Origin of the sequence: Ancylobacter sp. Lp-2, from assembly GCF_020523795.1 — a bacterium.
Lineage (GTDB): Bacteria > Pseudomonadota > Alphaproteobacteria > Rhizobiales > Xanthobacteraceae > Ancylobacter.
This window is the reverse complement of sequence record NZ_JAJALI010000001.1, coordinates 643,263-668,505: the sequence shown is the minus strand read 5'-3', so window position 1 is coordinate 668,505 and position 25,243 is coordinate 643,263. Positions and strand designations below refer to the sequence as shown.

The window sequence follows — 25,243 nt, the reverse complement described above, 5'->3', positions numbered from 1 at the left end:
ACGCCCCACTCGACTGGTCCAGCAAGCTTAGCTCGCCGGACAGGCCGACCTGGGCACGGCCGCAAGCCATAACTCGCCAGTCACAACCGACCGGCCTCAGCCCGCAAGCCGTGGCCCATTGGACAGGCCGACCGGGCACGGCCGCACGTCATAACTCGCCAGTCATCGCTGGCCCGCCCCAGTCCGCGCGCAATGACCCGCCGGACATGCCGGCCAGCCCCGGCCCGCGCTCATTCCGCCGGCGTCGTGCCCTCGCGGGGGCCGGCGATCGGGGCCATGCTCTCGAACACGCCGTCGCGGCGGATCAGGGCGTGGAACAGCCCGGCCGCCAGATGCAGCAGGATCAGCGCGAAGAAGGCGAAGGCCAGCCAGACATGCGCCTGCCAGAGAAGCGCGTGCAGCCCGGCATTCGGCGGCAGGAGCGACGGCAGGCGGATGCCGCCATAGAGCACCACCGGATAAGCCCCGGCCGACAGCATCGCCCAGCCGAGCAGCGGCATGCCGATCATCAGCGCGTAGAGCCCGTAATGCGAGAGATGCGCGGCGAGCTTCATCGGCGCCGGCATCGCGGCCGGCAGCGCCGGCGCGCCATAGACGAAGCGCACCGCCAGACGGAGAAGCGCCAGCAGCAAGATGACGATGCCGAGCGTCTTGTGGGCCTCGAGCAGCGGCAGGTATTTCGGCATCACCGTCGACACCATGCCCACGCCGATGAACAGCATGGCGAGGATGCCAACGGCCATCAGCCAGTGCAGCGCGCGCTGGAGGACGGTGAACCGGGTCGACTGAGCGTTCATCGTCTCCTCCTCACGGCTGCACGGTCGAGCCGGCGGCGGGACTGGCCGGCGCCTGGTAGGGGTAGTCCTTCCATTCCGCGGTGCGCAGATTGTAGGAGCGCGCATAGGCGGCGGAGCGGGCGGCCGGGAACGGGTCGTCGGAGACGGCGATGCCGTCCGGCAGCAGGGTCGGGTCGAAATTGATGTCGCGGCAGGGGCCGTCGCGCTCGTCCTCGACCTTGTCGACCACCAGCGTGCCGGCCTCGACGCTGCGCCGGCCCTCCGGCCAGGCCTTGCTGGGATCGGCGGTCGGGTCGCCGGGATCGGCGACGGTCAGCACCAGCGTCCAGCGCTGCGGCGCACCGGCCACCCGCTCAGCGATCTCGGTTTCCAGATGGTTCGGCCCCAATTTGGCGAAATCGGCCGGGCTGAGCGGCTCGGGCTGCGCCTGCGGCCGGTACGACCAGCGCACCGCATGGGTGGCGCCGGCGGCGTCGGTGAACAGGAAGGCGTTGAGGCTGTTGAACGCGTCCTGCGCATAGCTCGCCATGAACGGCGCGCTGCCGGCCCAGCCGGCGAAGGTCGCGAATTCCGGATGACCGGCGATGAAGCCTTTCATCGCGTCGGGATCCTTGCTGTGGCTCGCCTCCAGGAGGGCGTAGAAGGCGTCCGGCGTCGCCACCGGGAAGAAGGGCGGATCGATCATCGCCGCGCGCCAGACCTGCCCGCCGGCGGTGATCTGCAGGCCGAGGCCGCGCACCCGCACGGTGGCGTCCGGTGCATTGGGATCCGGCGTGCCGAGATTGAAGCGGCCGACCACCGGATAATCGCCCTTGGCGAAGACCTGCGCCTTCGACAGCGCCGCGCCCTGCCCGTTCGACTGGAAGGAGCCGGTGAAGCAGATGCCCTTGGCGTGGTTGCGCCGGTGGCCGAGCGCCGGGCCGCCCGGCGGCGCCAGCGCGCCGACCAGCTTCGGCGGGGTCAGCCTTTCCGGCGACAGGAAACCGCCGGTATAGGCGAACGCCCCGGCGGCGGCGGCGACGACGCCGGCAATGAGAACCAGCGAGCCGATCGCCGCGCGGGAGGTCGGCGGAGGCGACTGAGCCATGAAAGCGCTTCCCATGCTGCGGCCCGGCCGGACGCACCGGCGCAGGCAAACGACCCAAGGATAGAGCTATTCTAGGCTGGCCGATCCGGCCCGGCTTGTCCATTCGGCGCCGCTGTTGCCGGATCGCACGCCGGGGCGGGGCCGGCGGACGGCCCGGTCAGCGGACGGTGAGCTGGAAGTACAGCGCCGCCAGCCGGGCCGGCAGCTCCTCCACCCGCGCCACCGGGAAGCTGTTGCGCCGGCCGAAAATATCGGCGCAGGCGCGGTCCGCCGCCGGGCCGAGCGCCACGCCGAACACGTCGAGCCCCTGGCCGCGCGCCACCGCCACCGCGCGGCGGGCGTCCTCGGCGAGATAGGCGCCGTCCTCGACATCCACGTCGGACGGCTCGCCATCGGTGACGACCACCAGCACCCGGCGATGCGTCGGCTGCGGGGCGAGCTCGGCGGCACCGTGGCGGATGGCGGCGCCGAGCCGGGTGGAATAGGCCGGCGCGAGCCCGGCGAGGCGCGGCAGCGCGGCATCCCAGCGCTCGGCGAACCGCTTCACCGTGGTGACGCGCACATCCTCGCGGCCATTGGAGGCGAAGGCCAGCGCCGCGAACGGATCGCCGACGCCGTCCAGCGCCGCGCCGAGCAGGCCCACCGCCAGCGCGGCGGTCGACAGCACGCTCTCGCCCGACCGCCCGACCGGGTCGGCGGTGGATTGCGAGACGTCGAGCAGCAGCAGAAGCGAGACGTCGCGCCCCTGCCGGCGCTTCAGCGCGTGGATGCGCGGATCGGGCAATTCGCCGAGGCGGCGGGCCAGCATCGCCTCCTGCGCCGCCTCGAGGTCGATCTCCTCGCCCTCGAGCTGGCGGCGCAGCCGGCTCGGCCGGTCGAGCCGCGCCCGGCGCATCAAGGCGTCGAGACGGGCGGCGACCGCTCCCGCCGCGTCGAGCCGCGCGGCCAGCGCCGTGCTGCCGGCGGCGGCGGGCGGATAGAGCCGCACCGTCACATGGTCGGCGAGCTCGGTGCGCAGGCGATGATCCCATTCCGGGTAGAGGCCGGCGACGGTGCCCTCCTCGCGCGGCGGCGCGGCGCGCAGGCGGGCGCCCGCCGCCGGCTCCGGGGGCGACGGGTCGGGCGGGGCGGCGTCGACCTCCTCCTGCCGCAGCCGCGCCGCCTCGATCATCAGCTCCAGCACGTCGTCATTGGCGGGATCGGTCTCGTCCCAGTCGAACAGGCCGAGGCCGTCGTCGCGATAGGCGGGGGCGACGCGGTAGGCCTTGGCGTCGAAGGGGATGCGCAGCTGGCCGAGGTCGTGGCCGACGATGCGGGCGATCTCGGTCACGAAGCCCTGCCGTTCGGCATCTTCGGCAAAGCCGCGCTCGAACAGGCCGCGCGCCTTGGCGATCCAACCGTCGCCGTCGTGGAAGGCCGGGTCGGCGAGCGCGCGGGCGAGGCGGGCGAACAGCGCGCCCACCGTCTGCGCCGGCGAGGCCTCCACCGTGTGGAAGCGCCGCCACAGCCGGCCGAGGCCGGGATAGCGCCGCGCCGCCAGCCGCTCGACGCGGGCATCCTCGAACAGCGCGACGAGGGCGAGCTGCACCGGCTTCATCCGCCCGACCGCGAAGCACTCGCGGGTGAAGGCGCGGTGGCAGGCGGCGTGCGTCACCACCGCCTCGAAGAAGCCGGCGGCGTCGCCGGCCGGCAGATCCGGGAAGCGCGCCGGCAGCAGCAAGAGGCCTCCGGCGAGGCGGGGGCGCACGAAGCCGGGCTCGGCGAGGACGCGCACCTCCGGCTCGGCGCCGAACAGCGCCTGTGCCAGCTGCTTCAGGCGCTCCTCATGCGGGGCGAAGCGCAGGCCGCCGGCGAGATCGTCGAGGCGGCGCAGCGCCAGCTTGTCCTCCAGCCGGAACCAGGCGGCGCGCCGGCGCCGGTCGGCGGGATGGCGGGCGAGGCCGTCGGCGAACCACTGCGCCATCGCCTCCGGCGGCAGCGCCTCCATCACCCGGGCGAGCACGCCGGCGAGCGGCGCCAGCGCGTCCGGCGCCCGCCCGGCGAGGCCGGCCAGCGCGGCGAGCCGCGTCGCCAGTTCGCGGCCGTCATCGCCATAGACGAGGCGGGCGCCGAGCGGGGCGAGCAGAGCGAGGGTGGTGCGGCTGCCGGCGTGGCGGCACAGCGCGCGCGCCGCCTGCCAGAGCTCCGCCAGCGTGGCGGCCCCGGCGCCGGGCAGCAGCCGGCGCTCCACGTCCCACAGCGCCTCGATCACCGCCGGGCCGGCATTGGCGTGGTAGAGCGCACCGACGTCCTCCGCCCAGCCGGCCAGCCCGGCGGCGCCGAGATGGCGGCCGACATGCGCCCGCGCGGCGAGGAAGCCGGCATGCAGCGCCGGCCGGCCGCGCAGCAGCCGTTCCAGCGCCGCCCCGGCATCATCGGGGCCTGCCTCACCCTCGGACGCGGCGAGCGCCCTCACAGGCAGGCCGCCACGACCGAGCGCAGCGCGCCGCGTGTGTCGGCGTCGTCGGTGAGCGGGGCGACGATGGCCATGTCGCAGGCCTCCGCCGCGCCGATGCCGCGGGCGATCAGCTTGCCGGCACGGATCAGCGTGCGGGTGGAGGCGCCCTCCTCCAGCACGCGGTGGCCGAGATTGCGCGAGGCGGCGGCGATGCGCACCAGCTTCTCGGCGACCTCGCGCGCCACTCCGGCCTCGCGGGCGACGATGTCGGCCTCGCGCGCCGCCTCGGCATAGGTGAAGTCGAGGGCGGCAAAGCGCTGCTTGGTGGATTCCTTCAGGTCCTTGACCGCGCTCTGGTAGCCGGGGTTGTAGGAGATCACCAGGAAGAAGTCGGGATGGGCTATGAGCGCCTCGTTGCGCTTGTCGAGCGGCAGCACCCGCCGCTCGTCGGTGAGCGGGTGGATGACCACGGTGGTGTCCTGCCGCGCCTCGACGATCTCGTCGAGATAGCAGATGGCGCCGAAGCGCACCGCCTGGGTGAGCGGCCCGTCGCGCCAAACCGTGCCCTCGGCGTCGAGCAGATAGCGCCCGACGAGATCGGCCGCCGTCATGTCCTCGTGGCAGGCGATGGTGATCAGCGGCCGCCCCAGCCGCCAGGCCATATGCTCGACGAAGCGGGTCTTGCCGCAGCCGGTCGGCCCCTTCAGCATCAGCGGCACCTTCTCCTGGAAGGCCGCCTCGAACAACGCCACCTCGTTGCCGACCGGCGTGTAGAAGGGCTCCTGCGCGAGGAGGAAAGTGTCGAGGCCCGGCGGGTCGGCGTCCATGTGCTGGCTCCTGAAAGCGGCGGCGCGGCAGGCACAAAAAAAGCCCGGCCCGAGCGGCACGCTCGGGACCAGGCTTCCATGCCTCTGCCGCGCACGGCCCTGTGCGGCGGCGGTTTCAAGCCCGTATCATTCCCCAGCAGCCTCAGTGGCGCAAGCGGCATGGCAAAAGCGGCATGGCGCAAACGGCACGGGGCGGGAGCGACGGGGCGCCCGGCTTCCCGCCGCCGCGACCTGTGGTAGAAAAGGGCGGTCTGGGCGCCGCGCGTCCCGACATGGGGGGAGTGACCATTCCATGCCGCGCAGGCGACAGAGCCACGAGCCGGGGCATCGCCGGAAATTTCTCGTGGTGATCGACGACACGCCGGAATGCGACCGCGCGGTCTATTACGCCGCCCGCCGCGCCGCCCGCACCCAGGGCGGGGTGGTGATGCTGGCGGTGCTGCAACTCGCCGACGTGCAGAGCCAGTGGCTCGGCGTCGCCGAGCTGATGCGCGCGGAAGCCACCGACAAGGCACGCTCGCAGCTCGACCATTTCGCCGCCCGCATCCGCAACCTGTCCGGCGTCGAGCCGGAACAGGCGGTGCATGAAGGCGAGGTGGCCGGCGAGATCCTCAAGCTCATCGAGGCCGACGAGGACATCGCCATATTGGTGCTGGCCGCCGGCACCGGCAGCGAGGGGCCGGGACCGCTGATCGCCGGGCTCGCCGGCGGGATGCTGAACGGCCTGCCGATCCCCGTCACCATCGTGCCCGGGCAGCTGTCCGACAGCGAGATCGACGCCCTGGCCTGACCCTTCCCCAGCGCCGTGCCCACCGTTCGAGTATCGAGGAGAGCGTCATGCCGTCCGGTTCGCTGATGCCCGTGCATGCCCTGTGGATCGGCCCCGAGCTCGGGCCGATGGCGCGGGCCTGCCTCGCCTCCTTCCTGCGCATGGGCCATGCGGTGACGCTGCACGGCTACCAGCGCCCGCACGATCTGCCGGCCGGCATCGCCTTCGCCGACGCCGCCAAGCTGGTGCCGCCGGAGCGGATCATCCGCCACCGCGAGACCGGCAGCTATGCGCTGTTCGCCAACGTATTCCGCTACCGGCTGCTGCAACGCGTCGACTGCCTCTATGTCGATTGCGACGTCTATTGCCTGAAGCCGGTGGAACGGGCGGACTATCTGTTCGCCTGGGAGGACGACGTGCACATCAACGGCGCGGTGCTGCGGCTGCCGAAGGATTCGCCGCTGCTGCGCCGGCTGAACGACGTGGCCGCCGACCCAACGCCGATCCCACCCTGGCTGCCGGAGGAATTGCAGGCCGAGCTCAGGGAGAACGCCCGGCAGGGCCGGCCGACCAGCGTGCAGGACATGCCCTGGGGCGTGCTCGGCCCGCGCGCCATCACCTGGCTGGCCAAGGATTGCAGCGTCGACGGCAAGGCGCTGCCGCCGGAGAGCTTCTACCCGATGCACTACAACCATGTGCACCGGCTGCTCGACCCCGAACTGACCGTCGAGGACCTGGTGACGCCGAACTCGCAATGCCTGCATCTCTATCACGAGCTGCTGCACCGGCTGGATCTCTCGGCCGTGCCGCCCTCCTCGCCGCTCGGGCGGATACTGGCGGAGCCGATGCCGCCACCGCCGCCTGCCCCGCCTCCGGGACGGTGGGAACGGCTGCGAGGCTTCCTTTGGCGGTCGTGAACGCCTATCTATAACGATACCAAACCATGTCGCCGGGGCCTTGAACCCCGGTAGGCCAGGAGCATGAAATGTTTATCCAGACCGAGCCGACCCCGAATCCCGCCACGCTGAAGTTCCTGCCCGGCCGCAACGTGCTCGGCGCCGGCACCTTCGAGGCGCGCGACGCCGAGGAGGCCGCCCGCTCGCCGCTCGCCGCCAAGCTGTTCGACATTCCCGGCGTCACCGGCGTGTTCTTCGGCTCCGATTTCGTGACCGTGACCAAGGACACCGCCGAGTGGGCGCATCTGAAGCCGGCGATCCTCGGCGCCATCATGGAACATTTCGTCTCCGGACAGCCGGTGCTGCCCGAAGAGCATGAGCACGCCGATGACGACGCCTTCTGGGAAGAGAAGGATGCCGGCCTCGTCGACACCATCCGCGAGCTGATCGACACCCGCGTGCGCCCGGCGGTGGCCAATGACGGCGGCGACATCACCTTCCGCGGCTACAAGGACGGCGTGGTGTTCCTCGCCATGAAGGGCTCCTGCTCGGGCTGCCCCTCCTCCACCGCGACGCTGAAGAACGGCATCGAGAACCTGCTCCGGCATTTCGTGCCTGATGTCGTCGAGGTGCGGCCGGTCTGAACCGCCGCATCCCTGCCATTCCGGCGGGTTTCGAGAGGCCGCGGTGCCCGCCGCCGCTGGCGGGCCGACTGTGGAGAGCCGACCGCTTGTGGAGGGGACCTGGCGGGGCTTTGCCTCGCCGTCGGGCCATGTGCAAGGTGAGGCGAAGGACAAAGGCGCCATGCTGATTCTCGCCCTCGATACCGCGCTGGAGGCCTGCTCCGTCGCCCTCCACGACGTCGCCCGCGACGAAACGCTGGCGCGCGCCTCGCAGGAGATGAGCCGCGGCCATGCCGAGGCGCTGGTGCCAATGGTCGACCAGGTGATGGTCGCGGCCGGCCGCGTCTTCGCCGATATCGGCATGTTCGCCGTCACCGTCGGGCCGGGCAGCTTCACCGGGCTCAGGGTCGGGCTGTCGGCGGCGCGCGGCTTCGGCCTCGCCCAGGGCCGGCCGGTGATCGGCATCACCACGCTCGCCACGCTGGCGGCGCCGCTGCTCGCCCTCGACGACGGCGTGCCGGTGGTGGCCGCCATCGATGCGCGGCACGACAATCTCTATGTGCAGATGATCGGCCCCGGCGGCCGGGTGATGGTGTCGCCGCGCCAGCTGCCGCTAAAGGAAGCGGTGCGGGCGGTGGCCGGCGGCGCGGTGCGGCTGGTCGGCTCCGGCGCGCCGCTGATCGCCGCCGCCTGGCCGGACGCCGCGCCGGCGCCGGTCGAGGTCGCCACCACCACCACGCCGGACCCGGTCTGGCTGGCCCGGCTCGCGGCGGTAGCCGATCCCGCCAAATCCGAGCCGCGTCCGCTCTATCTGCGCGACGCCGACGCCAAGCCGCAGACCGCGGCCCGCATCGCCCGGCGCTGAGCGCGGGAGGGCGGCGCGCCAATGGGCCGGCGGCGATGAGCTGGAAGATCACCGACATCACCCGTGCCTGGCGGGCGCCTCCGGCCTTCCGCCCGGCGGTCGCCGCCGACGCCGAAGCGCTGGCGGGCCTGCATGCGGCCAGCTTCCGCATCGGCTGGGAGGCAGCGGAGTTCGAGCGGCTGCTCGCCGACCGGCTGAGCCGGGCGCTGGTGGCGACCGACGGCCCGGGCGGGCGGCCGACCGGCTTCATCCTCACCCATGGCGTCGCCCCGGAAATGGAGATCCTCTCGGTCGCGGTGGCGCGCACGCATCGTGGTGGCGGCATCGGCCGGGCGCTGGTGGAGAAGACGATGGCCCGCCTCGCCGCCGAGGGCTTCGCCACGCTGTTCCTCGAGGTCGAGGAAGGCAACCGGCCGGCGCTCGCGCTCTATGAGAGGGCCGGATTCCGCGAGATCGGCCGCCGGCCCGGCTATTATCGCGACGCCGGCGGCAAGCCGGTGGCGGCGATCGCCATGCGGCGCGACCTTAGGTAAGGCGACGTCCGGCCCGCGCGTGGGGATAGCGCCGGAGGAATCGGTTGCCCTCCACCGACGGGTTGCGCCATAAGCAGCGGGAAACTTGCCAGTTGGGCCTGTTCTCGTCGCAAAAGCCCGGCAGCTTTTGGCGGGACAGGCTCGGGAGACGACGCGCGGATGACCGACAAGCCGACCGCCATCGAGGAGGCCTGCGTGACGATGGGCCTGCGCATGACGGACCAGCGCCGGGTGATCGCGCGCGTCATCGCCGATGCGCAGGATCATCCCGACGTCGAAGAGCTGCATCGCCGCGCCGTGGCGGTGGACGACCGCATCTCGATCTCCACCGTCTACCGCACGGTGAAGCTGTTCGAGGACGCCGGTATCATCGAGCGCCACGACTTCCGCGACGGCCGCTCGCGCTACGAGCCGGTGCCGGACGAGCATCACGACCACCTGATCGACCTGCGCAACGGCACGGTGGTGGAATTCCGCTCCGAGGAGATCGAGCATCTCCAGGAGGAGATCGCCCGCAAGCTCGGCTTCCGCCTCGTCGGACACCGGCTGGAGCTCTACGGCGTGCCGCTCGATCCCAAGCCGAAGAAATAGGCGGGAAGAGACCGGCGATGCGCCCCGTCCTCGTGCTGGTGCCCGTCGTGCTGCTCACGCTCGTCGGCATTCCCGCACAGTGGCTGGCGGTGAAGCTGAACCTCGACGCCCGGCGGTGGATCCCTGTGCTGTACCACCGGGCCGTGCTGAGGCTGGTGGGCGTCAAGGTGCGGGTGAGCGGCGCCCCGGCCGCCGAGCGGCCGCTGCTGATCCTCGCCAACCACGTCTCCTGGCTCGACATCGGCGTGCTCGGCTCGCGCTTCCCTCTGTGCTTCGTCGCCAAGAGCGAGGTGGCCGGCTGGCCGGGCATCGGGCTGTTGGCGAAGCTCCAGCGCACCATCTTCGTCGACCGGCAGGCCCGGGCCGCTACCGGGCGGGTGAGCGAGGCGATCGCCGCCCGCCTCGGCGCCGGCGACCCGGTGGTGCTGTTCGCCGAGGGCACCTCGAGCGACGGCAATCGGGTGCTGCCGTTCCGCTCCGCCCTGGTCGGCGCCGCGCGGCCGAGCACCGCCGGCGCGCCCGCCGCCATCCAGCCGCTCGCCATCGCCTATGTCGCGCAGGGTGGCGTGTCGCTCGGTCGCGCCCGCCGGCCGCTGGTGGCCTGGTACGGCGACATGGACCTTGCCCCGCATCTCATGGACGTGCTGCGGCGCGGCGGCATCGAGGTCGAGCTGCGCTTCGGCGAGCCGATCCTTGGGGCCGACCGCAAGGCGGCGACCGGCCACGCTGAGACGGCGGTGCGCGCCATGCTCGCCGAGGCGCTCAATCCCCGGCCGGCGTGAGCGCGGCGCAGTAGGCTGAAAACCCCGGGCGGCTCATTTCCTTTTGCCGGGAATCCCGCTAAACAAAAGGCAGGTGTCGACCGAGGAGACGTAGACGATCTCGACCAGGGAACGAGCGGCGGTAAGCGGAGGCGCCTTGTCACGGGGGCATGATGTACGCGCCGTGTCCTCAACCTTCAGCGACCCTGTGGCCGGTACGGCCGGACAGGGCGGGTCGATCGATACGCCATGAATGAAACGCAGGAAGCGCGCGAAACCCAGACGCCGCACGAGGTGCGCGAGCCGGGTGCTGCGCGCAAGATCTACGTCCGGTCCTTCGGTTGCCAGATGAACGTCTATGACGCCCAGCGCATGACGGACACCATGGCCAAGGAAGGCTATGTCGAGACCGACAAGCCTGATGACGCCGACCTGATCATCCTCAACACCTGCCATATTCGCGAGAAGGCGGCGGAGAAGGTGTATTCCGAGCTCGGCCGGCTGCGCGTGGCGCAGGAAGAGGCCGGCCGCAAGGCGATGGTGGCGGTGGCCGGCTGCGTCGCCCAGGCCGAGGGCGCCGAGATCATCAAGCGCGCCCGCGTGGTCGACCTCGTCGTCGGGCCGCAGAGCTACCACAAGCTGCCGGAGTTGGTGGCGCTGGCGCAGGAAAAGCACGGCCAGCACAAGAAGGGTATCGTCGAGACCGAGTTCCCGGTCGAGGACAAGTTCGACTTCCTCGCCCCGCCGACCAAGCAGGCGATCGCCAAGCGCGGCCCCACCGCCTTCGTCACCGTGCAGGAAGGCTGTGACAAGTTCTGCACCTTCTGCGTGGTGCCCTATACACGCGGCGCCGAGGTGTCGCGCCCGCTCGCCAAGATCCTCGACGAGGTGACGCGCCTCGCCGAGGGCGGGGTGCGCGAGGTGACGCTGATCGGCCAGAACGTCAACGCCTATCACGGGCTCGACGCGCGCGACCGCAGTGCCAACCTCGCCGAGCTAATGGCGCGCGTCGCCGAAGTGCCGGGCATCGCCCGCATCCGCTACACCACCAGCCACCCGCGCGACATGGACGACGAGCTGATCGCCGCCCATCGCGACATGCCCGCGCTGATGCCCTATCTGCACCTGCCGGTGCAGTCCGGCTCCGACCGCATCCTCGACGCCATGAACCGCAAGCACGGGCGCGAGGCCTATTTCGAGCTGGTGGAGAAGGTCCGCGCCGCGCGGCCGGACATCGCCTTCTCCTCCGACTTCATCGTCGGTTTCCCCGGTGAGACCGACGCCGACTTCGCCGACACGATGGACCTGGTGGGACGTGTCGGCTTCGCCGGCGCCTTCTCGTTCAAATATTCGCCGCGCCCCGGCACCCCGGCGGCGACCCTGGGCGCCCAGGTGCCCGAGGCGGCGATGAATGAGCGCATCTATGCGCTCCAAGCGCTGCTCGACAAGCAGAAGGCGGCCTTCGACGCCGCCTGCCGCGGCCGGCGCTTCGACATATTGCTCGAGAAGCCCGGCCGGCTGCCCGGCCAGCTGATCGGGCGCTCGCCCTATCTTCAATCCGTGGTGGTGCTGGCCCCGCGCGAGGCGATCGGCACGCTCGCCAGCGTGGTGGTGCGCGACGTCAGCACCAAGAGTCTTTCCGGCGACATCGTCGCGGGCGAATTCTGGCCCGAAGGCGTGCCGTCCGGCGCGAGCTTAGTGGGGCAGGGCGAACAACTGGAGGCGTGATGGTGCGTCGTGGGGGATCGGATACGGATCGGACGCTGGTGGCGACCCGCACAAGCGGGCGCGGGAGCGGAAGCGGAACGGCGGCGCCGGCGGCCTCGACGGCCCGCTGGCTGACCCCCGACACCGACACCTCCAACCAGATTGTGCTCGCCTTCGACGACAACCGGCTGGCCAGCCTGCTGTTCGGCCATTACGGCCAGAACCTCGCCGCCATCGAGCGACGGCTCGACATCGTCGCCGAGCAGCGCGGCAACCATGTCACGCTGGAAGGCCCGCGCGAGGCCTGCGACCAGGCGCGGCACGTGCTGGAAACCCTGTATGCCCGCCTGAAGAAGGGCGGCGAGATCGCCGCCGGCGATGTCGAGGGCGTGCTGCGCGAGGCCGCCTCGCAGGGTTTCCTGTTCGACTTCGACCCGGCGACCAAGAAGCAGAGCTTCGACGAGATCCAGCTGCGCCGCCGCTCGGTGCGCGCCCGCACCCTGGCGCAGGACGCCTATATCCGCGCGCTGAAGCGGCAGACGCTGGTGTTCGGCGTCGGCCCGGCCGGCACCGGCAAGACCTGGCTGGCGGTGGCCTATGCGGTGCACCTCCTGGAGCGGCGGATCGTCGACAAGCTGATCCTGTCGCGCCCTGCGGTGGAGGCCGGCGAGCGGCTGGGCTTCCTGCCCGGCGACATGAAGGAGAAGGTCGACCCCTATCTGCGGCCGATCTACGACGCGCTGCACGATTTGATGGACCGCAACTATGTCGAGCGGGCGCTGACCTCCGGCGAGATCGAGATCGCGCCGCTGGCCTTCATGCGCGGGCGCACGCTGGCCAATGCCTGCGTCATCCTCGACGAGGCGCAGAACACCACCTCGATGCAGATGAAGATGTTCCTCACCCGCCTGGGCGAGAACTCGCACATGATCGTCACCGGCGACCCCAGCCAGATCGACCTGCCGCCGGGCCAGACCTCCGGTCTCGCCGAGGCGGTGGGCCTGCTGGAGAATGTCGAGGGCGTCGAGGTGTGCCACTTCAACGCTGCCGACGTGGTGCGCCACGAGCTGGTGGGCCGCATCGTCGCCGCTTATGACGGCAAGGCCGCCGCCGCCCGCCGGCCCCCCGCCCCGGCGCAAGCGCCGGTGCCGGCTCAGGTGGCCGCGACCGAACCGCTCGCCCAGGAGCCCGCCGTCGAGGCGCCTCCCCTCGAGGAACCGCCGCAGTGAGCGAGAGCGCCGCCATCGAGGTCGACGTGCTGGTCACGGCCGGTCCCTGGCCGGACCGCCCCGAGGCTGCCGGACAGGTGACGCGGGCAATCCGCGCCGCCCATGCCGGGGCGCTGGAGGAGTACGATCTCGGCATCGAGGCCGGCGAGGTGGCGGTGATGCTCACCGACGACGCTGGCATCCGCACGCTCAACCGCGACTGGCGTTCCAAGGACAAGGCGACAAACGTGCTATCATTCCCGACGCCGCAGGTAGCGCGGGAGGCGGGCGAGCCCCATCTGGGCGACATCGCCATCGCCTATGAAACCGTCGCCCGCGAGGCGGCCGCCGAGGAGAAGAGCTTCGACGACCACCTGACGCATCTTGCCGTTCACGGCATGCTGCACCTGCTCGGCTTCGACCACGAGACGCCGGACGAAGCCGAGGAAATGGAAGCGATGGAGCGGCGGATCCTGTCCGGCCTCGGCATCGCCGACCCCTATGCCGAGACCGAACCTGTTCATCAAACCCGCTAGAAGGCCATGTCCGACCCTGTTTCCAACCCCGTCTCCAAGACGCCGCCCCCCGCCGATCCCAGCGAAGGGCCAAGTATAAGTCCCACCCCGCTCCCCACCGAGCCGCGCGCCGGCGAGGGGCGGGGGGGACTGCTCGACCGGCTGCGCCACCTGATCGGCGGCTGGCGGACCACCGGTTCGCTGCGCAGCGATCTCGCCGAGGCGCTGGCCTCCAATGCCGATTTCACCGCCGACCTGTCGGCGACCGAGCGCGCGATGCTGAAAAGCATCCTCGAACTGCGCGAGCGGCGGGTGGGCGACCTGATGGTGCCCCGCGCCGATATCGTCGCGGTGCAAAAGGACATCCCGCTCGGCGAACTGCTCGCGGTGTTCGCCGATGCCGGCCATTCCCGCCTCGTAGTTTATGACGACACGCTCGACGACCCGGTGGGGATGGTCCATATCCGCGACCTCGTCACCTATCTGACCCAGCGGGCCATGACCTCGCGTCCGCCAGCGGCCCTCGGCCGGCCGCGCGACACGAAGCCCGCCCCGGGCGAGGCCCGCAGCGAGGCCAAGCAGGCGCCGGCCTTCAACCTCAAGGCGATCGACCTGTCGGCGTCGCTGAGCGCGGCGCGGCTGATCCGCCGGCTGCTGTTCGTGCCGCCCTCCATGCCCTCCATCGAGCTGCTGGCCAGCATGCAGGCGAGCCGCATCCATCTCGCTTTGGTCATCGACGAATATGGCGGCACCGACGGCATCGTCTCGATGGAGGACCTGGTCGAGGAAATCGTCGGCGACATCGAGGACGAGCACGACGACGACGAGGCGCCGATGATCGCCCGCCAGGCGGATGGCAGCTACATCGCCGATGCCCGCGCCGGGCTCGACGAGGTGGCCGAGATGGTCGACCCGGCCTTCGCCACCGGCGAGGAAGCCGAGGAGGTCGACACGCTGGGCGGCCTGCTGGTGACGCTGGCCGGGCGGGTTCCGGTGCGCGGCGAGATCGTCGCCGGACCGGGGACCTTCGAGATCGAGGTGCTGGACGCCGATCCGCGGCGGGTCAAGCGGCTGCGCATCTCGCCCGCCCGCGGCAACGGGCATGTGGGACGCGAGACCGGCGAGCGGGCCTCCGGCGACCCGGCGCCGGGCGCCAGCCTGCCGCCGCCGGCGCAGCAACCGAGCGCCGACTCGCGCGCCGCACTGCGCGGACCCGATGCGGCGTGACACCCTGCCGGCCGGCGCGGCCGGGCCGTCAGGCGGCCGCTCGCTCGCCGATCGGCCGCCTGACGGCCTGATGACACGCCTCACCGCGTGGCTGCGGGGCGGCTCCTATCGGCGACGGGTGCTGATCGCGCTTGCCGCCGGCGCCGTCTCGGCCCTCGCCATGCCGCCCTTTGCGCTGTGGCCGCTGCTGGCGCTGACCCTGCCGGTGCTGGTGCTGCTGCTCGACGCCGTGCGGGAGCGCGGCGCCGGGATACGCGCGGCACTGGGACCGGCCTTCGGGCTCGGCTGGTGCTTCGGCATGGGCTATTTCGTCGCCGGGCTGTGGTGGATCGGCGCCGCCTTCCTGGTGCAGGCCGACGACTTCGCCTGGCTGATGCCGTTCGCCGTGCTCGGCCTGCCGGCCTATCTCGCGCTCTATACCGGCCTCGGCGCCAGCGCCTGCATGCTGGTGTGGCCGCGCGGACCGGCGCGCTTCCTCGGCTTCGCCGCGGTGATGACCGGCACTGAGTGGCTGCGCGGCACGCTGTTCACCGGCTTTCCGTGGAACAATTTCGGCTACGCGCTGGGCAACGACCTGAATTTCGCGCAGGCGAGCGCGGTGTTCGGCATTGCCGGGCTGTGCCTCGTCACCCTCGCCTGCCTGTCGACGCCGGCGGCGCTGGTCGACGGCTCCCGCTCGCGGTGGGCGCGGCTCGGCCCGCCGCTCGCCGCCGCCCTGGCGCTGGCGGGAATGTGGCTCGGCGGCGCCTGGCGGCTCGCCCATGTCGAGGTCGGCACGGTGCCGGGCGTCAAGCTGCGGCTGATGCAGCCCGACCTGCCGCAGGACCAGAAATTCCGCTACGAGGCCCGTCGCGAGGTGATGGACCTCTACGTCGCCACCAGCGAGAGCGCCGGCGGCCTGGCGGGCATCACCCATCTGTTCTGGCCGGAATCAGCGTTCCCGTTCTTCCTCGAGCGCGAGCCCGAAGCGCTGGCGCGGCTGCGCGCCATGCTGCCGCCGGGCACGACGCTGATCACCGGCGCCGGCCGGCTGCAGGAGCGGCCGAACCAGCGCCCGGCCGTCTATAACAGCCTGCTCGCCCTCGATTCGCAGGGACGCACCCTCGCCACCGCCGACAAGGTGCACCTCGTTCCGTTCGGCGAATACCTACCGTTCCAGGAAACGCTGGAGGCGCTGGGTCTCCAGCAACTCACACGTGTGCGTGGTGGTTTTTCGGCGGCGAGCGACCGAAAACCGATGGAAATTTCGGGATTACCCCCCGCCTTGCCGTTAATATGTTACGAAGCAATATTTCCTGCCGAAATTGTATCGGTAAGCAAATCTTATGATCAGCCTCGCCAGGGCCTGTTACTAAACGTCAGTAATGATGCCTGGTTCGGTGACACTCCGGGCCCGTTCCAACATTTCGAACAGGCCCGGATGCGAGCGATCGAAGAAGGATTGCCGCTGGTCCGTGCCACGAATAACGGCATCTCCGCCATTGTCGATCCGCTGGGGCGCGTGACCGGCATGCTACCGCTGGGTGCGCGTGGCGTGCTTGATGGCGCATTGCCGCAAGCTCTTCCGCAAACGATTTATGCCAATATTGGCAATCTTGTATCCAATGGCCTCCTCGTCTTGTTCCTGCTACTCGCCTTTGCATCGCAACGAGGATATACACGTACAGATTGATCGACGTGTGCACGTAGTTTGCCTAGACTGCCTGCCCTGATCGATGCGCTTTCCTTATCCGAAGCGGGTGGGGAGGGTAATTTTTTGTCCGAATCGGGGAAGCCGATGACCAAGAAGTCTCCCAATCCAATTGACAAGCATGTTGGTAGCCGGGTGCGCATGCGCCGGATGATGATCAACATGAGCCAGGAGAAGCTGGGAGAAAGCTTAGGAATTACTTTTCAGCAAATTCAGAAATACGAAAAGGGCACCAACCGCATCGGCGCCAGTCGATTGCAGCATATTTCGACCGTGCTCGGCGTGTCGGTTGCATTCTTTTTCGAAGGCGCGCCCAGCACCGGCACCGCCACGCCCGGCTTCGCCGAGGACAGTTCGCCGGCCTATGTGGCGGATTTCCTCGCCACGTCCGAAGGCCTGGCGCTGACCCGCGCCTTTACCCGCATCTCCGACTCCAAGGTGCGCCGGCGGATTGTCGACCTCGTCGAGACGCTCGCCGACCAAGAAGGTACGGCCTGACCTCACCGTTCGTTCTTCCGAACAAATCCGTCCGGAAAACTTGACCTGCCGGACCGCTGTTGCCAAAAAGGGGCGACCGGACGTCTTCGCCGCGCCGGTGGTGAGATTGAGGAGCCGAGGCGTGTCCCGACAAGACTATATCTTTACGAGCGAATCCGTTTCCGAGGGCCATCCCGACAAGGTCTGCGACCGCATTTCCGACGAAGTGGTCGATGCCTTTTTCCGCGAAGGCCCGAAGCTCGGCTGGGACCCGAGCCATCTGCGCGTCGCCTGCGAAACCCTCGCCACCACCAACCGCGTGGTGATCGCGGGCGAGACCCGCGGCCCGGCCGCCCTCACCCGCGACTTCATTTCTCATATCGCCCGCCTCGCCATCAAGGACATCGGCTACGAGCAGGACGGCTTCCACTGGGAAGACGCCGACATCGAGGTGCTGCTGCACGCGCAGTCGGTCGACATCGCCCAGGGCGTGGACTCGGCCGGCAACAAGGATGAAGGCGCCGGCGACCAGGGCATCATGTTCGGCTATGCCTGCCGCGAGACGCCGGAGCTGATGCCGGCGCCGATCTACTACGCCCACCGCATCCTGAAGGTGCTGGCCAATGCCCGCCACTCCGGCGAGAGCTCGGTGCTCGGCCCGGATGCCAAGAGCCAGGTGAGCGTGCGCTACGAAGGCGGCAAGCCGGTCGAGGTTACCCAGATCGTGCTGTCGACCCAGCATCTCGACGCCGACCTGTCGTCGCATGACGTGCGCAACATCGTCGAGCCCTATATCCGCGAGGCGCTGCCGCAGGGCTGGATCACTCCCGGCACCGTCTGGCACGTCAACCCGACCGGCAAGTTCGTCATCGGCGGCCCGGACGGCGATTGCGGCCTCACCGGCCGCAAGATCATCGTCGACACCTATGGCGGCGCGGCCCCGCATGGCGGTGGCGCCTTCTCCGGCAAGGACCCGACCAAGGTCGACCGCTCGGCCGCCTATGCGGCGCGCTACCTCGCCAAGAACGTGGTGGCGGCGGAACTCGCCCAGCGCTGCACCATCCAGCTCGCCTACGCCATCGGCGTCTCCGATCCGCTCGCGGTCTATGTCGACCTGCACGGCACCGGCGAAGTCGAGGAAGCCAAGCTGGAGAAGGTGCTGCGCGAGGTGATGAACCTGCGCCCGCGCGGCATCCGCGAGCATCTCGACCTCAACAAGCCGATCTATGCCCGCACCTCAGCCTATGGCCATTTCGGCCGGGCGCCGGAAGAGGATGGCGGCTTCTCCTGGGAGCGCACCGACCTCGCCGCGGCGATCCGCGCGGCGGTGGGCTGAGCTGCCGAGGCCGGACGGGCCGTCGGCCCGGCTTGCGCCTTTTCATTCCTGATCTTATGCGGGGCGGATCTGCGGGTCCGCCCCGCTTCGTTTTTCGGTGACCACCATGACCAGCCCGGACGAGACCAGCACCGACGAACACGGCCACGACGCCGCGGCGTCCGGCACTGGCTTCTATGGCCGGCGCAAGGGCAAGCCGCTGCGCGCCCTCCAGGCCCAGCATCTCGAGCAGGATCTGCCGCGCCTGCAGATCGACCTCGCCACGCTCGGCGAGGCTCCGCTGGCGGCGCTGTTCCCGGTGCCGGTCAGCGCGGTGCGGCTGGAGATCGGCTTCGGCGGCGGCGAGCATCTGCTCGCCGAGGCGGCGCGGCACCCCGGCATCGGCCATATCGGCGCCGAGGCCTTCGTGAACGGCGTCGCCAAGGCGACGACCGGCATCGTCGAGGCCGGGCTCGCCAATGTGCGGCTCTATGGCGACGACGTGGTGCCGCTGCTCGATGCGTTGCCCGCCGGCTCGCTGGAACGTATCGACCTGCTCTATCCCGACCCCTGGCCGAAGCGCCGGCACTGGAAGCGCCGCTTCGTGCGGCCGGACAATATCGACCGCTTCGCCCGCCTGCTGGCGCCGGGTGGACATTTCTGCTTCGCCACCGATGTCGAGGGCTACGCCGCCTGGACGCTGCGCCACCTCATCGCCGACGCCCGCTTCGAATGGACCGCCCGCGTCGCCGACGATTGGCGCCGCCCCTTCGCCGGCTGGCCGGGCACCCGCTACGAGGCCAAGGCACTGCGCGAGGGACGCACCCCGGGCTATTACGAGTTCCGCCGCATCTGACTACCGCATAAGGTGGAACCTCAGCGCGCCGGGAACGTTATCGCCGGCATCACCGGGGTATGGCAGAGGAGACGAGCATGGCCGATCCGAATCCGCAGGAAGATTTCTCCAAGCTCACCGCCGATCTCGCCGCCCTGCGCGAGGACGTCGCCAAGCTCGCCGAATCGCTGGCCGCGCTCGCCAAGCAAGAGAGTGCCGCCGCCGCCGAGACGGTGAAGGAGAAGGTGCGCAGCGGCAAGGCGCAGGCCGAGGCCACCGCCGCCGGCCTGCTCGACGAGGGCGCGGCTGCCGTCGAGGACGCCAAGGCCTGCGCTTCCGCGCTGTGCCGCGACGCCAGCGGCGCCATCGAGCGCAATCCCTTCGCCGCCGTGGTCGCGGCGCTCGGCATCGGCTTCGTCTTCGGCCTGATCTCGCGGGGCCGGTGATGCTGAAGCTGCTGCTCGGTCTCGTCGGCGCGGAGGTCAATCTGGCGCTGCGCCGCACCGCGACGACCGCGCTGCTGCTGCTGCTCGGCGCGCTGCTGTTCGGCGGCGCGCTCATCGCCGTGATGGCGGCCTTGTTCATCGCGCTGGCGGAGGCCTATGACCCGCTGGTGGCGGCCCTGCTCATCGCGGCGCTGTGCTTCGTGCTCGGCGTCGTCCTGCTGATCATCGCCTATGCACGGCTGAAATCGCCGGCCCGCCGGCAGGCACTGCCGCTGGCCGGCCTGCGGGCGGCACCGATTCGCTCGCCGGAAGGCCCCACCGAGCCGCCCTTCGCTGCCCAGACGGTGGTGGGGATTACCGCGGTTGCGGCGATTGTCGGCCTTATTCTTGGCCGACGTATCTGAAACTCTCGGCTTCGTGCGCGACTCAGGCTGTTCCAAGGCCCGCCCCGTTCTTGCGGGCGCGGGCAAAAAGGAACAATCTGCCCGCTGGCATTGGGAGGCCGTCTCGGCAGTCGCCCAGGAAACAGCCGCCCGGATGGTGGCCCTTCGGCTCGTAGCCAGTTGGGTAACTATTTGAGTGGCAATCTGGCTATCGGCTGTCCGATCGGTCGCGGCTGACCACGCTTCGCCGCTGGAGGTTTTGGATTTGACGTTTCGACGCTCGTCGCTGCGGCCGGGTGTGGCCGTACTCGCCCTGCTCACCGCCCTTGGCGGGGCGAGCACGGCAAAGGCCGAGGCGCCGTCGGCGGCGCTGATCGCCCGCTCCTCGCCCGCCGGCAACTATCTCGCCGCCCGCCTGGCGCTCGCCGAGCGCGACACCGGTGCCGCCGCCGCCTATTATCGGGCGCTGGTGCGGGTATTCCCGCGCAATGGCGAAATCCTGGAGCGCGCCTTCCTTACCTTGCTCGCCGACGGCTCGATCGACGAGGCGGTGGAACTCGCCCAGCGCATCGTGCGCATCGACCCCGAGCACTCGCTCGCCCGGCTGGTGCTCGGCGTGAAGGCGATCAAGGGCAAGCAATATGTCACCGCGCGCTCCAATCTGCGCCGCGCCGGCGACGGCGCCATCGCCGAGCTGAACTCGACCCTGCTCGGCGCGTGGGCGCAGTTCGGTTCCGGCAATGCCCGCCAGGCGGTGGCCGCCATCGACGAATTGCAGGGGCCGGAATGGTATGCCGGCTTCAAGGCGCTGCATTCCGGGCTGATCCTCGACGCCGCCGGCATGCGCAAGGAAGCCGGCCAGCGGCTGGAACAGGCGCTCAAGGTCGATCCGCGCTCGCTGCGGGTGGTCGACGCCTATGCCCGCTGGGCCTCGCGCAGCGGCAACAAGAAGCTCGCGGTCGAGACCTACGAAGCCTATGACAAGGTGGCGCCGGACGATCCGCTGGTGGAGCGCGCCATGGTGCAGCTCGACGCCGGCAAGACCCTGCCGCCGCTGATCGACACGCCGCAGGCAGGCGCCGCCGAGGTGATGTACGGCCTCGGTGCCGCGCTGGGCCGCCAGGGCGGCGAAGACCTCGCCATGGTCTATCTGCAGCTCGGCCGCTGGCTCGATCCCTCGCATCCGCTGATCGAGGTGACGCTCGCCGACCTGTTCGAGAGCCTGAACAAGCATGACGAGGCTATCGCGCTGTTCCGCGCCGTGCCCGCCGATTCGCCGCTGAAGCTGAACGCCGATATCCAGCTCGGCATCAATCTCAACGCTGCCGGCAAGAAGGACGAGGCCGAGAAGACTCTGGAAGAGGCGCTCGGCCGCAACCCCAAGGACCTGCGCGCCATGATGGCGCTGGGCGACGTGCTGCGCGCCAACGAGCAGTTCGACCGCTCGGTGGAGATCTACACGCGGGCGATCGACCAGATCGGCACCCCGACGGCGCAGAACTGGATGCTGTTCTACTTCCGCGGCATCGGCTACGAGCGCACCAAGCAGTGGGCGAAGTCGGAAGCCGACCTGAAGAAGGCGCTGGAGCTGCGCCCCGACCAGCCGCATGTGCTGAACTATCTCGGCTATTCCTGGATCGACCAGGGCGTCAATCTCGACCAGGGCATGGAGATGATCCGCAAGGCGGTGACGCTCCGGCCGGATGACGGCTATTTCATCGACAGCCTCGGCTGGGCCTATTACCGCATCGGCAAATATGACGACGCGGTGCGCGAGCTGGAGCGGGCGGTCGAGCTGAAGCCGAACGAGGCGGTCATCAACGACCATCTCGGCGACGCCTACTGGAAGGTGGGGCGGCACCTGGAGGCGCGGTTCAAGTGGAACCATGCCCGCGACCTCAACCCCGAGCCGGCCGACCTCGCCAAGATCGAGCGCAAGATCGCTGTCGGCCTCGACGAGGCGCAGAAGACCGAAGCGGCGCAGAACAACGCCACCGCCGAGAAGCCCGCCGTTGCTCCGGCTGCCGACAAGCCGGCCGGCCAGGGCGGCTGAACGCGGCGGAACGGAACGGAGGCTTCCGGGCCTCCTGTGAAACAGCATCGCCGGCCAGGTAGCGTCACCTGGCCGGCGATGTGCGTTTGAGCGGTGTTCAGGCGTCGGGTGTTCAGGCGTTGGCAGCGCGGGCGAACAGCAGCGGGCGCGAGCGCAGCGCGAAGGCACCGTCGCCGAGCAGCCACAGGGCGAAGGAAGTGGCGATCAGGAAGGCGGGATATTCCCAGCCGCCGCCGGGGACCGAGAACAGCCAGCCATTGCCGAGATGCGCGCTCATGGCGCCGACCATGACCGGGATCATGACCAGGGCGACGTGACGGGCATAAAGACCGGCGACGATGAGCACGCCGCCGATCAGCTCGGCGAGGATGACCGGGCCGGCGAGCGCGCCGGGCATGCCGAGGCTGTCGAGATAACCAGCGAAACCGGCGACGGTGAAGACGACATACTTCATCAGCGCGTGCGAGATCCACATGAGGCCGAGGGCGACGCGCAGGATGAAGACGCCATAGGGGGCGGAGCGAGTGTCGAGCATGGTGGTGAGTTCCGTGTCTGGTGCGATGGGGTGAAGTAACCGTGCACCAGAGGTAACCCATCGCATGAAAGCACGCGATAGCCGGAAAATCTCAACCGATATTGCTAATTTGCAATATCGGACCGATGCGCCATCTACCTGAAACGGCGGCGTTGCCCCTCAAAGCTGTCTGATGACCGTTTGAGCCCTTCGGACGGCAGGGATTGGGTTGGCGCCGGCGGGGCGGAGGCCTCATCCCGCGCCGGGGCCAGCGGCACAGCCCTTGCCGCCTGAAAGACGGCCCGGCCGCGCCTGGCGGGCTGTCCGGAGCGGCTACGCATACCGCGGCGGGATGCTTCCGGCGGGGCGGCGCCAAGACCGGTCCTGGATCGGCCCGTCTTGGATCATTGCAGGGCTGCGATCGTTGAAGGGCTTCGATCAGTGAACGCCGTCGATCTGGGCGGTCTTGGTGCCGGTGTCGGAGGTCTTCCTCCCCCGTTCCACCAGCCGGGTGCGGCCGCTGCCGCCGCGCTTGAACTCGCACCACATCTTGTCGAAGCCGGCGAGATTGCCCCGGAAGGCATCCCCTGCGGTCTTCTCCAGCTCGAAGCAGGGCTGGAAGGCGACGCCCTTCAGCTTGGCGCAGACCTTCTCCGAGGAGGTCTGCACCGTACCGGCGGGCAGGGCCACATAGCGGGCATTGCCCTTGCCGCGCACCTGGATGGTGCCGGCCACCGAACCGTCCTTCAGCACGCGGCCGGAACCGACCGTGCCCTCGTAGCAGCTATAGGAGAAGGTGCGCCCCATCACGAAGCGCTCGGCCGCCTGCGGCGTCAATTGCTCGGCCGAGGCGGCCGACGACAGCCCGGCCGCGCCAGCGGTGAACGCAGCTGCAGACAGCAGAACGGTGGTGATCCGCATCCGAAACCCTTCCATCAGATGGAGCGCTCCCCCAAGCCCCGGAGAACCGCCCGGTCACGATGCGTCGCGAAGGCCGCCTCCCGCAAGGGCCGGGCCGGAACCCGGCACCGCAGCAGGGCACGCGGCAACAAACCTGTTGCAGGAATGCTACGCCGCGCCACGGCCGCCCCCGTGCCGACGCCTTGCCGCACAGCATGCGCCCGGGATGGTTAACAGGCCGCCAACGCGGCCTGCCGGGCCGGTCACGACGGGGTTTCAGGCGGCCGCGGGATGGCGGCGCTCGGCCACCGGACGCTCGACGATCGGCAGGTTGATCACCGCCGAGGCGAAGGACAGCGCCACCGACAGCCACCAGACCAGATCGTAGGAGCCGAGCTTCTCGTAGAGCAGGCCACCCAGCCACACGCCGAGGAAGCCGCCGACCTGGTGGCTGAAGAAGGCGAAGCCGTAGAGCATGGCGAGGTAGCGGGTACCGAACATCAGCATCACCAGGCCGGAGGTCGGCGGCACGGTGGACAGCCACAACAGCCCGATGGCGATGCCGAAGCCGATGGACGTCACCGGGCTGGCCGGCAGCAGGATGAAGGCGATGATGACGACGCCACGGGCGAAATAGATCCAGGCGAGCAGCAGCCGGCGGGAGAAGCGCGCCGACATCCAGCCCGAGGAGAGCGAGCCCACCATGTTGGCGAGGCCGATCACCGCCAGCGTCCAGCCGCCAATGGTGATGGAGAGGCCGCGATCGGTGAGATAGGCCGGCAGATGGGTGGTGACGAAGGCCAGCTGGAAGCCGCAGGTGAAGAAGCCGAGCACCAGGAACACATAGCTCGGATGGCTGAAGGCCTGGCCAAGCGCGGCGCCGATGGTCTGCTTCGGCTCCTCGGTGGTTACGGCGGCGGCGCGCGGCGGGCTCATCAGCGCGACGGCGAGCGGCATCACCATCAGCATGGCGCCGCCGAACACGATCAGCGTCTCCTGCCAGCCGACGGTGCCGATGAGGCCGGCGGCCAGCGGCGGGAACAGGAACTGGCCGAACGAGCCGGCGGCGGTGCCGGCGCCGAACGCCATCGGCCGCCAGCGATCCGGCAGCATCTTGCCGAAGGCCGCCAGCACGATGTTGAACGAGCAGCCCGACAGGCCGAAGCCGACGATGACGCCGGCGGAAAGGTGCAGCAGGCCCGGCGTCGAGGCATAAGCCATCATCGCGAGACCGGCGGCATAGAGCAGTGCCCCGACGCACAGCACGCGGGCGACCCCGTAGCGATCGGCGATGGCACCGGCAAAGGGCGTCCCCAGCCCCCAGAGCAGGTTCTGGATGGCGATGGCGAGGCCGAACGTGTCGCGCCCCCAGCCATATTCATGCGTCATCGGCAGCAGGAAGATTCCGGAAGACGCCCGCGGCCCGAAGGTGAGCATGGCGATGAGGCAGCCACACAGCACGATGATGAGCGGCGCGCGCCGCGCCATGCCTGAAGCGGAGATGGGGGAGGCGGACATGCGATCATCCCGGCGACCAGAGGGAACGCCAGAAATACAGCCCTGTCGTGGGCGACAGAAACGAATAATTTTCCGGTCGGCCATCAGCAAAGTAGATGGATCGGCGGACGGCGCCCTGCCCGGCGCGAAGGCCGGCCAGGTGTCCCGTCACGCCCCGCCGATCCGGCCATGGCGGGCCGGAGCCGGCGCGAAAATGACCTTGCGTCATCCTCAGCTATCATTTGCCGCGCCCGCCAAGCTGTGGGATGGCTCCGCCGCGTCCGGCATCG

At 69.9% G+C, this 25,243-nt stretch carries 25 protein-coding genes; 18 read left to right on the top strand and 7 right to left on the bottom strand.

Annotation, left to right across the window (positions count from 1 at the left end; all coding sequences use genetic code 11):
* Positions 1-230: 230 nt before the first annotated feature.
* The 4 genes from LGR54_RS03155 to LGR54_RS03140 all read right to left on the bottom strand — a co-directional run bounded on the left by LGR54_RS03155 (position 231) and on the right by LGR54_RS03140 (position 5,148).
* Positions 231-797, bottom strand: coding sequence for a cytochrome b (locus LGR54_RS03155; protein ID WP_230360499.1), 567 nt, complete (start codon positions 795-797; stop codon positions 231-233).
* Between the two features lie 10 nt (positions 798-807).
* Positions 808-1,884 carry a catalase family peroxidase gene (locus LGR54_RS03150; protein WP_230360498.1) on the bottom strand — a complete coding sequence of 359 codons (1,077 nt, stop codon included), beginning with the start codon at positions 1,882-1,884 and terminating at the stop codon, positions 808-810.
* Between the two features lie 157 nt (positions 1,885-2,041).
* Positions 2,042-4,339, bottom strand: a complete 2,298-nt coding sequence (locus tag LGR54_RS25940; protein ID WP_230360497.1) for a VWA domain-containing protein — start codon at positions 4,337-4,339, stop codon at positions 2,042-2,044.
* Complete coding sequence (locus LGR54_RS03140; RefSeq protein ID WP_230360496.1) at positions 4,336-5,148, bottom strand: CbbQ/NirQ/NorQ/GpvN family protein; 813 nt, start codon at positions 5,146-5,148, stop codon at positions 4,336-4,338. The genes LGR54_RS25940 and LGR54_RS03140 overlap by 4 nt, the downstream gene beginning before the upstream one ends.
* Before the next feature lie 292 nt (positions 5,149-5,440).
* Between LGR54_RS03140 and LGR54_RS03135 the strand changes: the two genes are divergently transcribed.
* The 18 genes from LGR54_RS03135 (at position 5,441) to LGR54_RS03050 (ending at position 22,042) form a co-directional block, all read left to right on the top strand.
* Positions 5,441-5,938 carry a universal stress protein gene (locus tag LGR54_RS03135; protein ID WP_230360495.1) on the top strand — a complete coding sequence of 166 codons (498 nt, stop codon included), beginning with the start codon at positions 5,441-5,443 and terminating at the stop codon, positions 5,936-5,938.
* A gap of 47 nt (positions 5,939-5,985) precedes the next feature.
* Entirely contained in the window at positions 5,986-6,834 is an 849-nt protein-coding gene (locus LGR54_RS03130; RefSeq protein ID WP_230360494.1) for a hypothetical protein, read from the top strand.
* A gap of 68 nt (positions 6,835-6,902) precedes the next feature.
* Positions 6,903-7,457 carry a NifU family protein gene (locus LGR54_RS03125; protein WP_230360493.1) on the top strand — a complete coding sequence of 185 codons (555 nt, stop codon included), beginning with the start codon at positions 6,903-6,905 and terminating at the stop codon, positions 7,455-7,457.
* A 160-nt stretch (positions 7,458-7,617) separates the two neighbouring features.
* Positions 7,618-8,301 (top strand): tRNA (adenosine(37)-N6)-threonylcarbamoyltransferase complex dimerization subunit type 1 TsaB, encoded by a 684-nt coding sequence (gene tsaB / locus LGR54_RS03120; protein WP_230360492.1) that lies wholly within the window; start codon positions 7,618-7,620, stop codon positions 8,299-8,301.
* A gap of 35 nt (positions 8,302-8,336) precedes the next feature.
* The gene (locus tag LGR54_RS03115; protein ID WP_230360491.1) at positions 8,337-8,834 is read left to right on the top strand and encodes a GNAT family N-acetyltransferase; all 498 of its coding nucleotides are present in this window, start codon (positions 8,337-8,339) and stop codon (positions 8,832-8,834) included.
* Between the two features lie 159 nt (positions 8,835-8,993).
* The gene (locus LGR54_RS03110) at positions 8,994-9,425 is read left to right on the top strand and encodes a Fur family transcriptional regulator (protein WP_230360490.1); all 432 of its coding nucleotides are present in this window, start codon (positions 8,994-8,996) and stop codon (positions 9,423-9,425) included.
* 17 nt (positions 9,426-9,442) lie between these two features.
* Positions 9,443-10,207, top strand: coding sequence for a 1-acyl-sn-glycerol-3-phosphate acyltransferase (locus LGR54_RS03105; RefSeq protein ID WP_230360489.1), 765 nt, complete (start codon positions 9,443-9,445; stop codon positions 10,205-10,207).
* Between the two features lie 228 nt (positions 10,208-10,435).
* On the top strand, positions 10,436-11,914 hold the full coding sequence (gene miaB, locus LGR54_RS03100; RefSeq protein ID WP_255607167.1) for a tRNA (N6-isopentenyl adenosine(37)-C2)-methylthiotransferase MiaB: 1,479 nt from the start codon (positions 10,436-10,438) through the stop codon (positions 11,912-11,914).
* A 38-nt stretch (positions 11,915-11,952) separates the two neighbouring features.
* Positions 11,953-13,122 carry a PhoH family protein gene (locus tag LGR54_RS03095; RefSeq protein ID WP_370638115.1) on the top strand — a complete coding sequence of 390 codons (1,170 nt, stop codon included), beginning with the start codon at positions 11,953-11,955 and terminating at the stop codon, positions 13,120-13,122.
* Positions 13,119-13,637: an rRNA maturation RNase YbeY gene (gene ybeY / locus LGR54_RS03090; protein ID WP_230360488.1), complete on the top strand. Its 519-nt coding sequence runs from the start codon at positions 13,119-13,121 to the stop codon at positions 13,635-13,637. The genes LGR54_RS03095 and ybeY overlap by 4 nt, the downstream gene beginning before the upstream one ends.
* A gap of 6 nt (positions 13,638-13,643) precedes the next feature.
* Entirely contained in the window at positions 13,644-14,843 is a 1,200-nt protein-coding gene (locus LGR54_RS03085) for a hemolysin family protein (protein ID WP_230360487.1), read from the top strand.
* Between the two features lie 70 nt (positions 14,844-14,913).
* Positions 14,914-16,515, top strand: a complete 1,602-nt coding sequence (gene lnt, locus LGR54_RS03080; RefSeq protein WP_230360486.1) for an apolipoprotein N-acyltransferase — start codon at positions 14,914-14,916, stop codon at positions 16,513-16,515.
* A gap of 105 nt (positions 16,516-16,620) precedes the next feature.
* A complete protein-coding gene (locus LGR54_RS03075; protein WP_230360485.1) occupies positions 16,621-17,031 on the top strand; it encodes a helix-turn-helix domain-containing protein in 411 nt (136 codons plus the stop codon).
* A gap of 121 nt (positions 17,032-17,152) precedes the next feature.
* Positions 17,153-18,346 carry a methionine adenosyltransferase gene (metK, locus tag LGR54_RS03070; protein ID WP_230360484.1) on the top strand — a complete coding sequence of 398 codons (1,194 nt, stop codon included), beginning with the start codon at positions 17,153-17,155 and terminating at the stop codon, positions 18,344-18,346.
* Positions 18,347-18,452: 106 nt separating this feature from the next.
* A complete protein-coding gene (locus LGR54_RS03065; protein WP_230360483.1) occupies positions 18,453-19,181 on the top strand; it encodes a tRNA (guanosine(46)-N(7))-methyltransferase TrmB in 729 nt (242 codons plus the stop codon).
* A 77-nt stretch (positions 19,182-19,258) separates the two neighbouring features.
* Positions 19,259-19,606: a hypothetical protein gene (locus LGR54_RS03060; RefSeq protein WP_230360482.1), complete on the top strand. Its 348-nt coding sequence runs from the start codon at positions 19,259-19,261 to the stop codon at positions 19,604-19,606.
* The gene (locus LGR54_RS03055) at positions 19,606-20,010 is read left to right on the top strand and encodes a phage holin family protein (RefSeq protein ID WP_230360481.1); all 405 of its coding nucleotides are present in this window, start codon (positions 19,606-19,608) and stop codon (positions 20,008-20,010) included. Before LGR54_RS03060 ends, LGR54_RS03055 begins: the two co-directional genes overlap by 1 nt.
* 244 nt (positions 20,011-20,254) lie before the next feature.
* Positions 20,255-22,042, top strand: a complete 1,788-nt coding sequence (locus tag LGR54_RS03050; RefSeq protein WP_230360480.1) for a tetratricopeptide repeat protein — start codon at positions 20,255-20,257, stop codon at positions 22,040-22,042.
* Between the two features lie 112 nt (positions 22,043-22,154).
* On the opposite strand, the gene LGR54_RS03045 is transcribed toward LGR54_RS03050, so the two are convergent.
* The 3 genes from LGR54_RS03045 to LGR54_RS03035 all read right to left on the bottom strand — a co-directional run bounded on the left by LGR54_RS03045 (position 22,155) and on the right by LGR54_RS03035 (position 24,974).
* A complete protein-coding gene (locus LGR54_RS03045) occupies positions 22,155-22,577 on the bottom strand; it encodes a DoxX family protein (protein ID WP_230360479.1) in 423 nt (140 codons plus the stop codon).
* Between the two features lie 417 nt (positions 22,578-22,994).
* Positions 22,995-23,492, bottom strand: coding sequence for a hypothetical protein (locus tag LGR54_RS03040; protein ID WP_230360478.1), 498 nt, complete (start codon positions 23,490-23,492; stop codon positions 22,995-22,997).
* Between the two features lie 240 nt (positions 23,493-23,732).
* Entirely contained in the window at positions 23,733-24,974 is a 1,242-nt protein-coding gene (locus tag LGR54_RS03035; protein WP_230360477.1) for an MFS transporter, read from the bottom strand.
* Between the last annotated feature and the right edge of the window lie 269 nt (positions 24,975-25,243).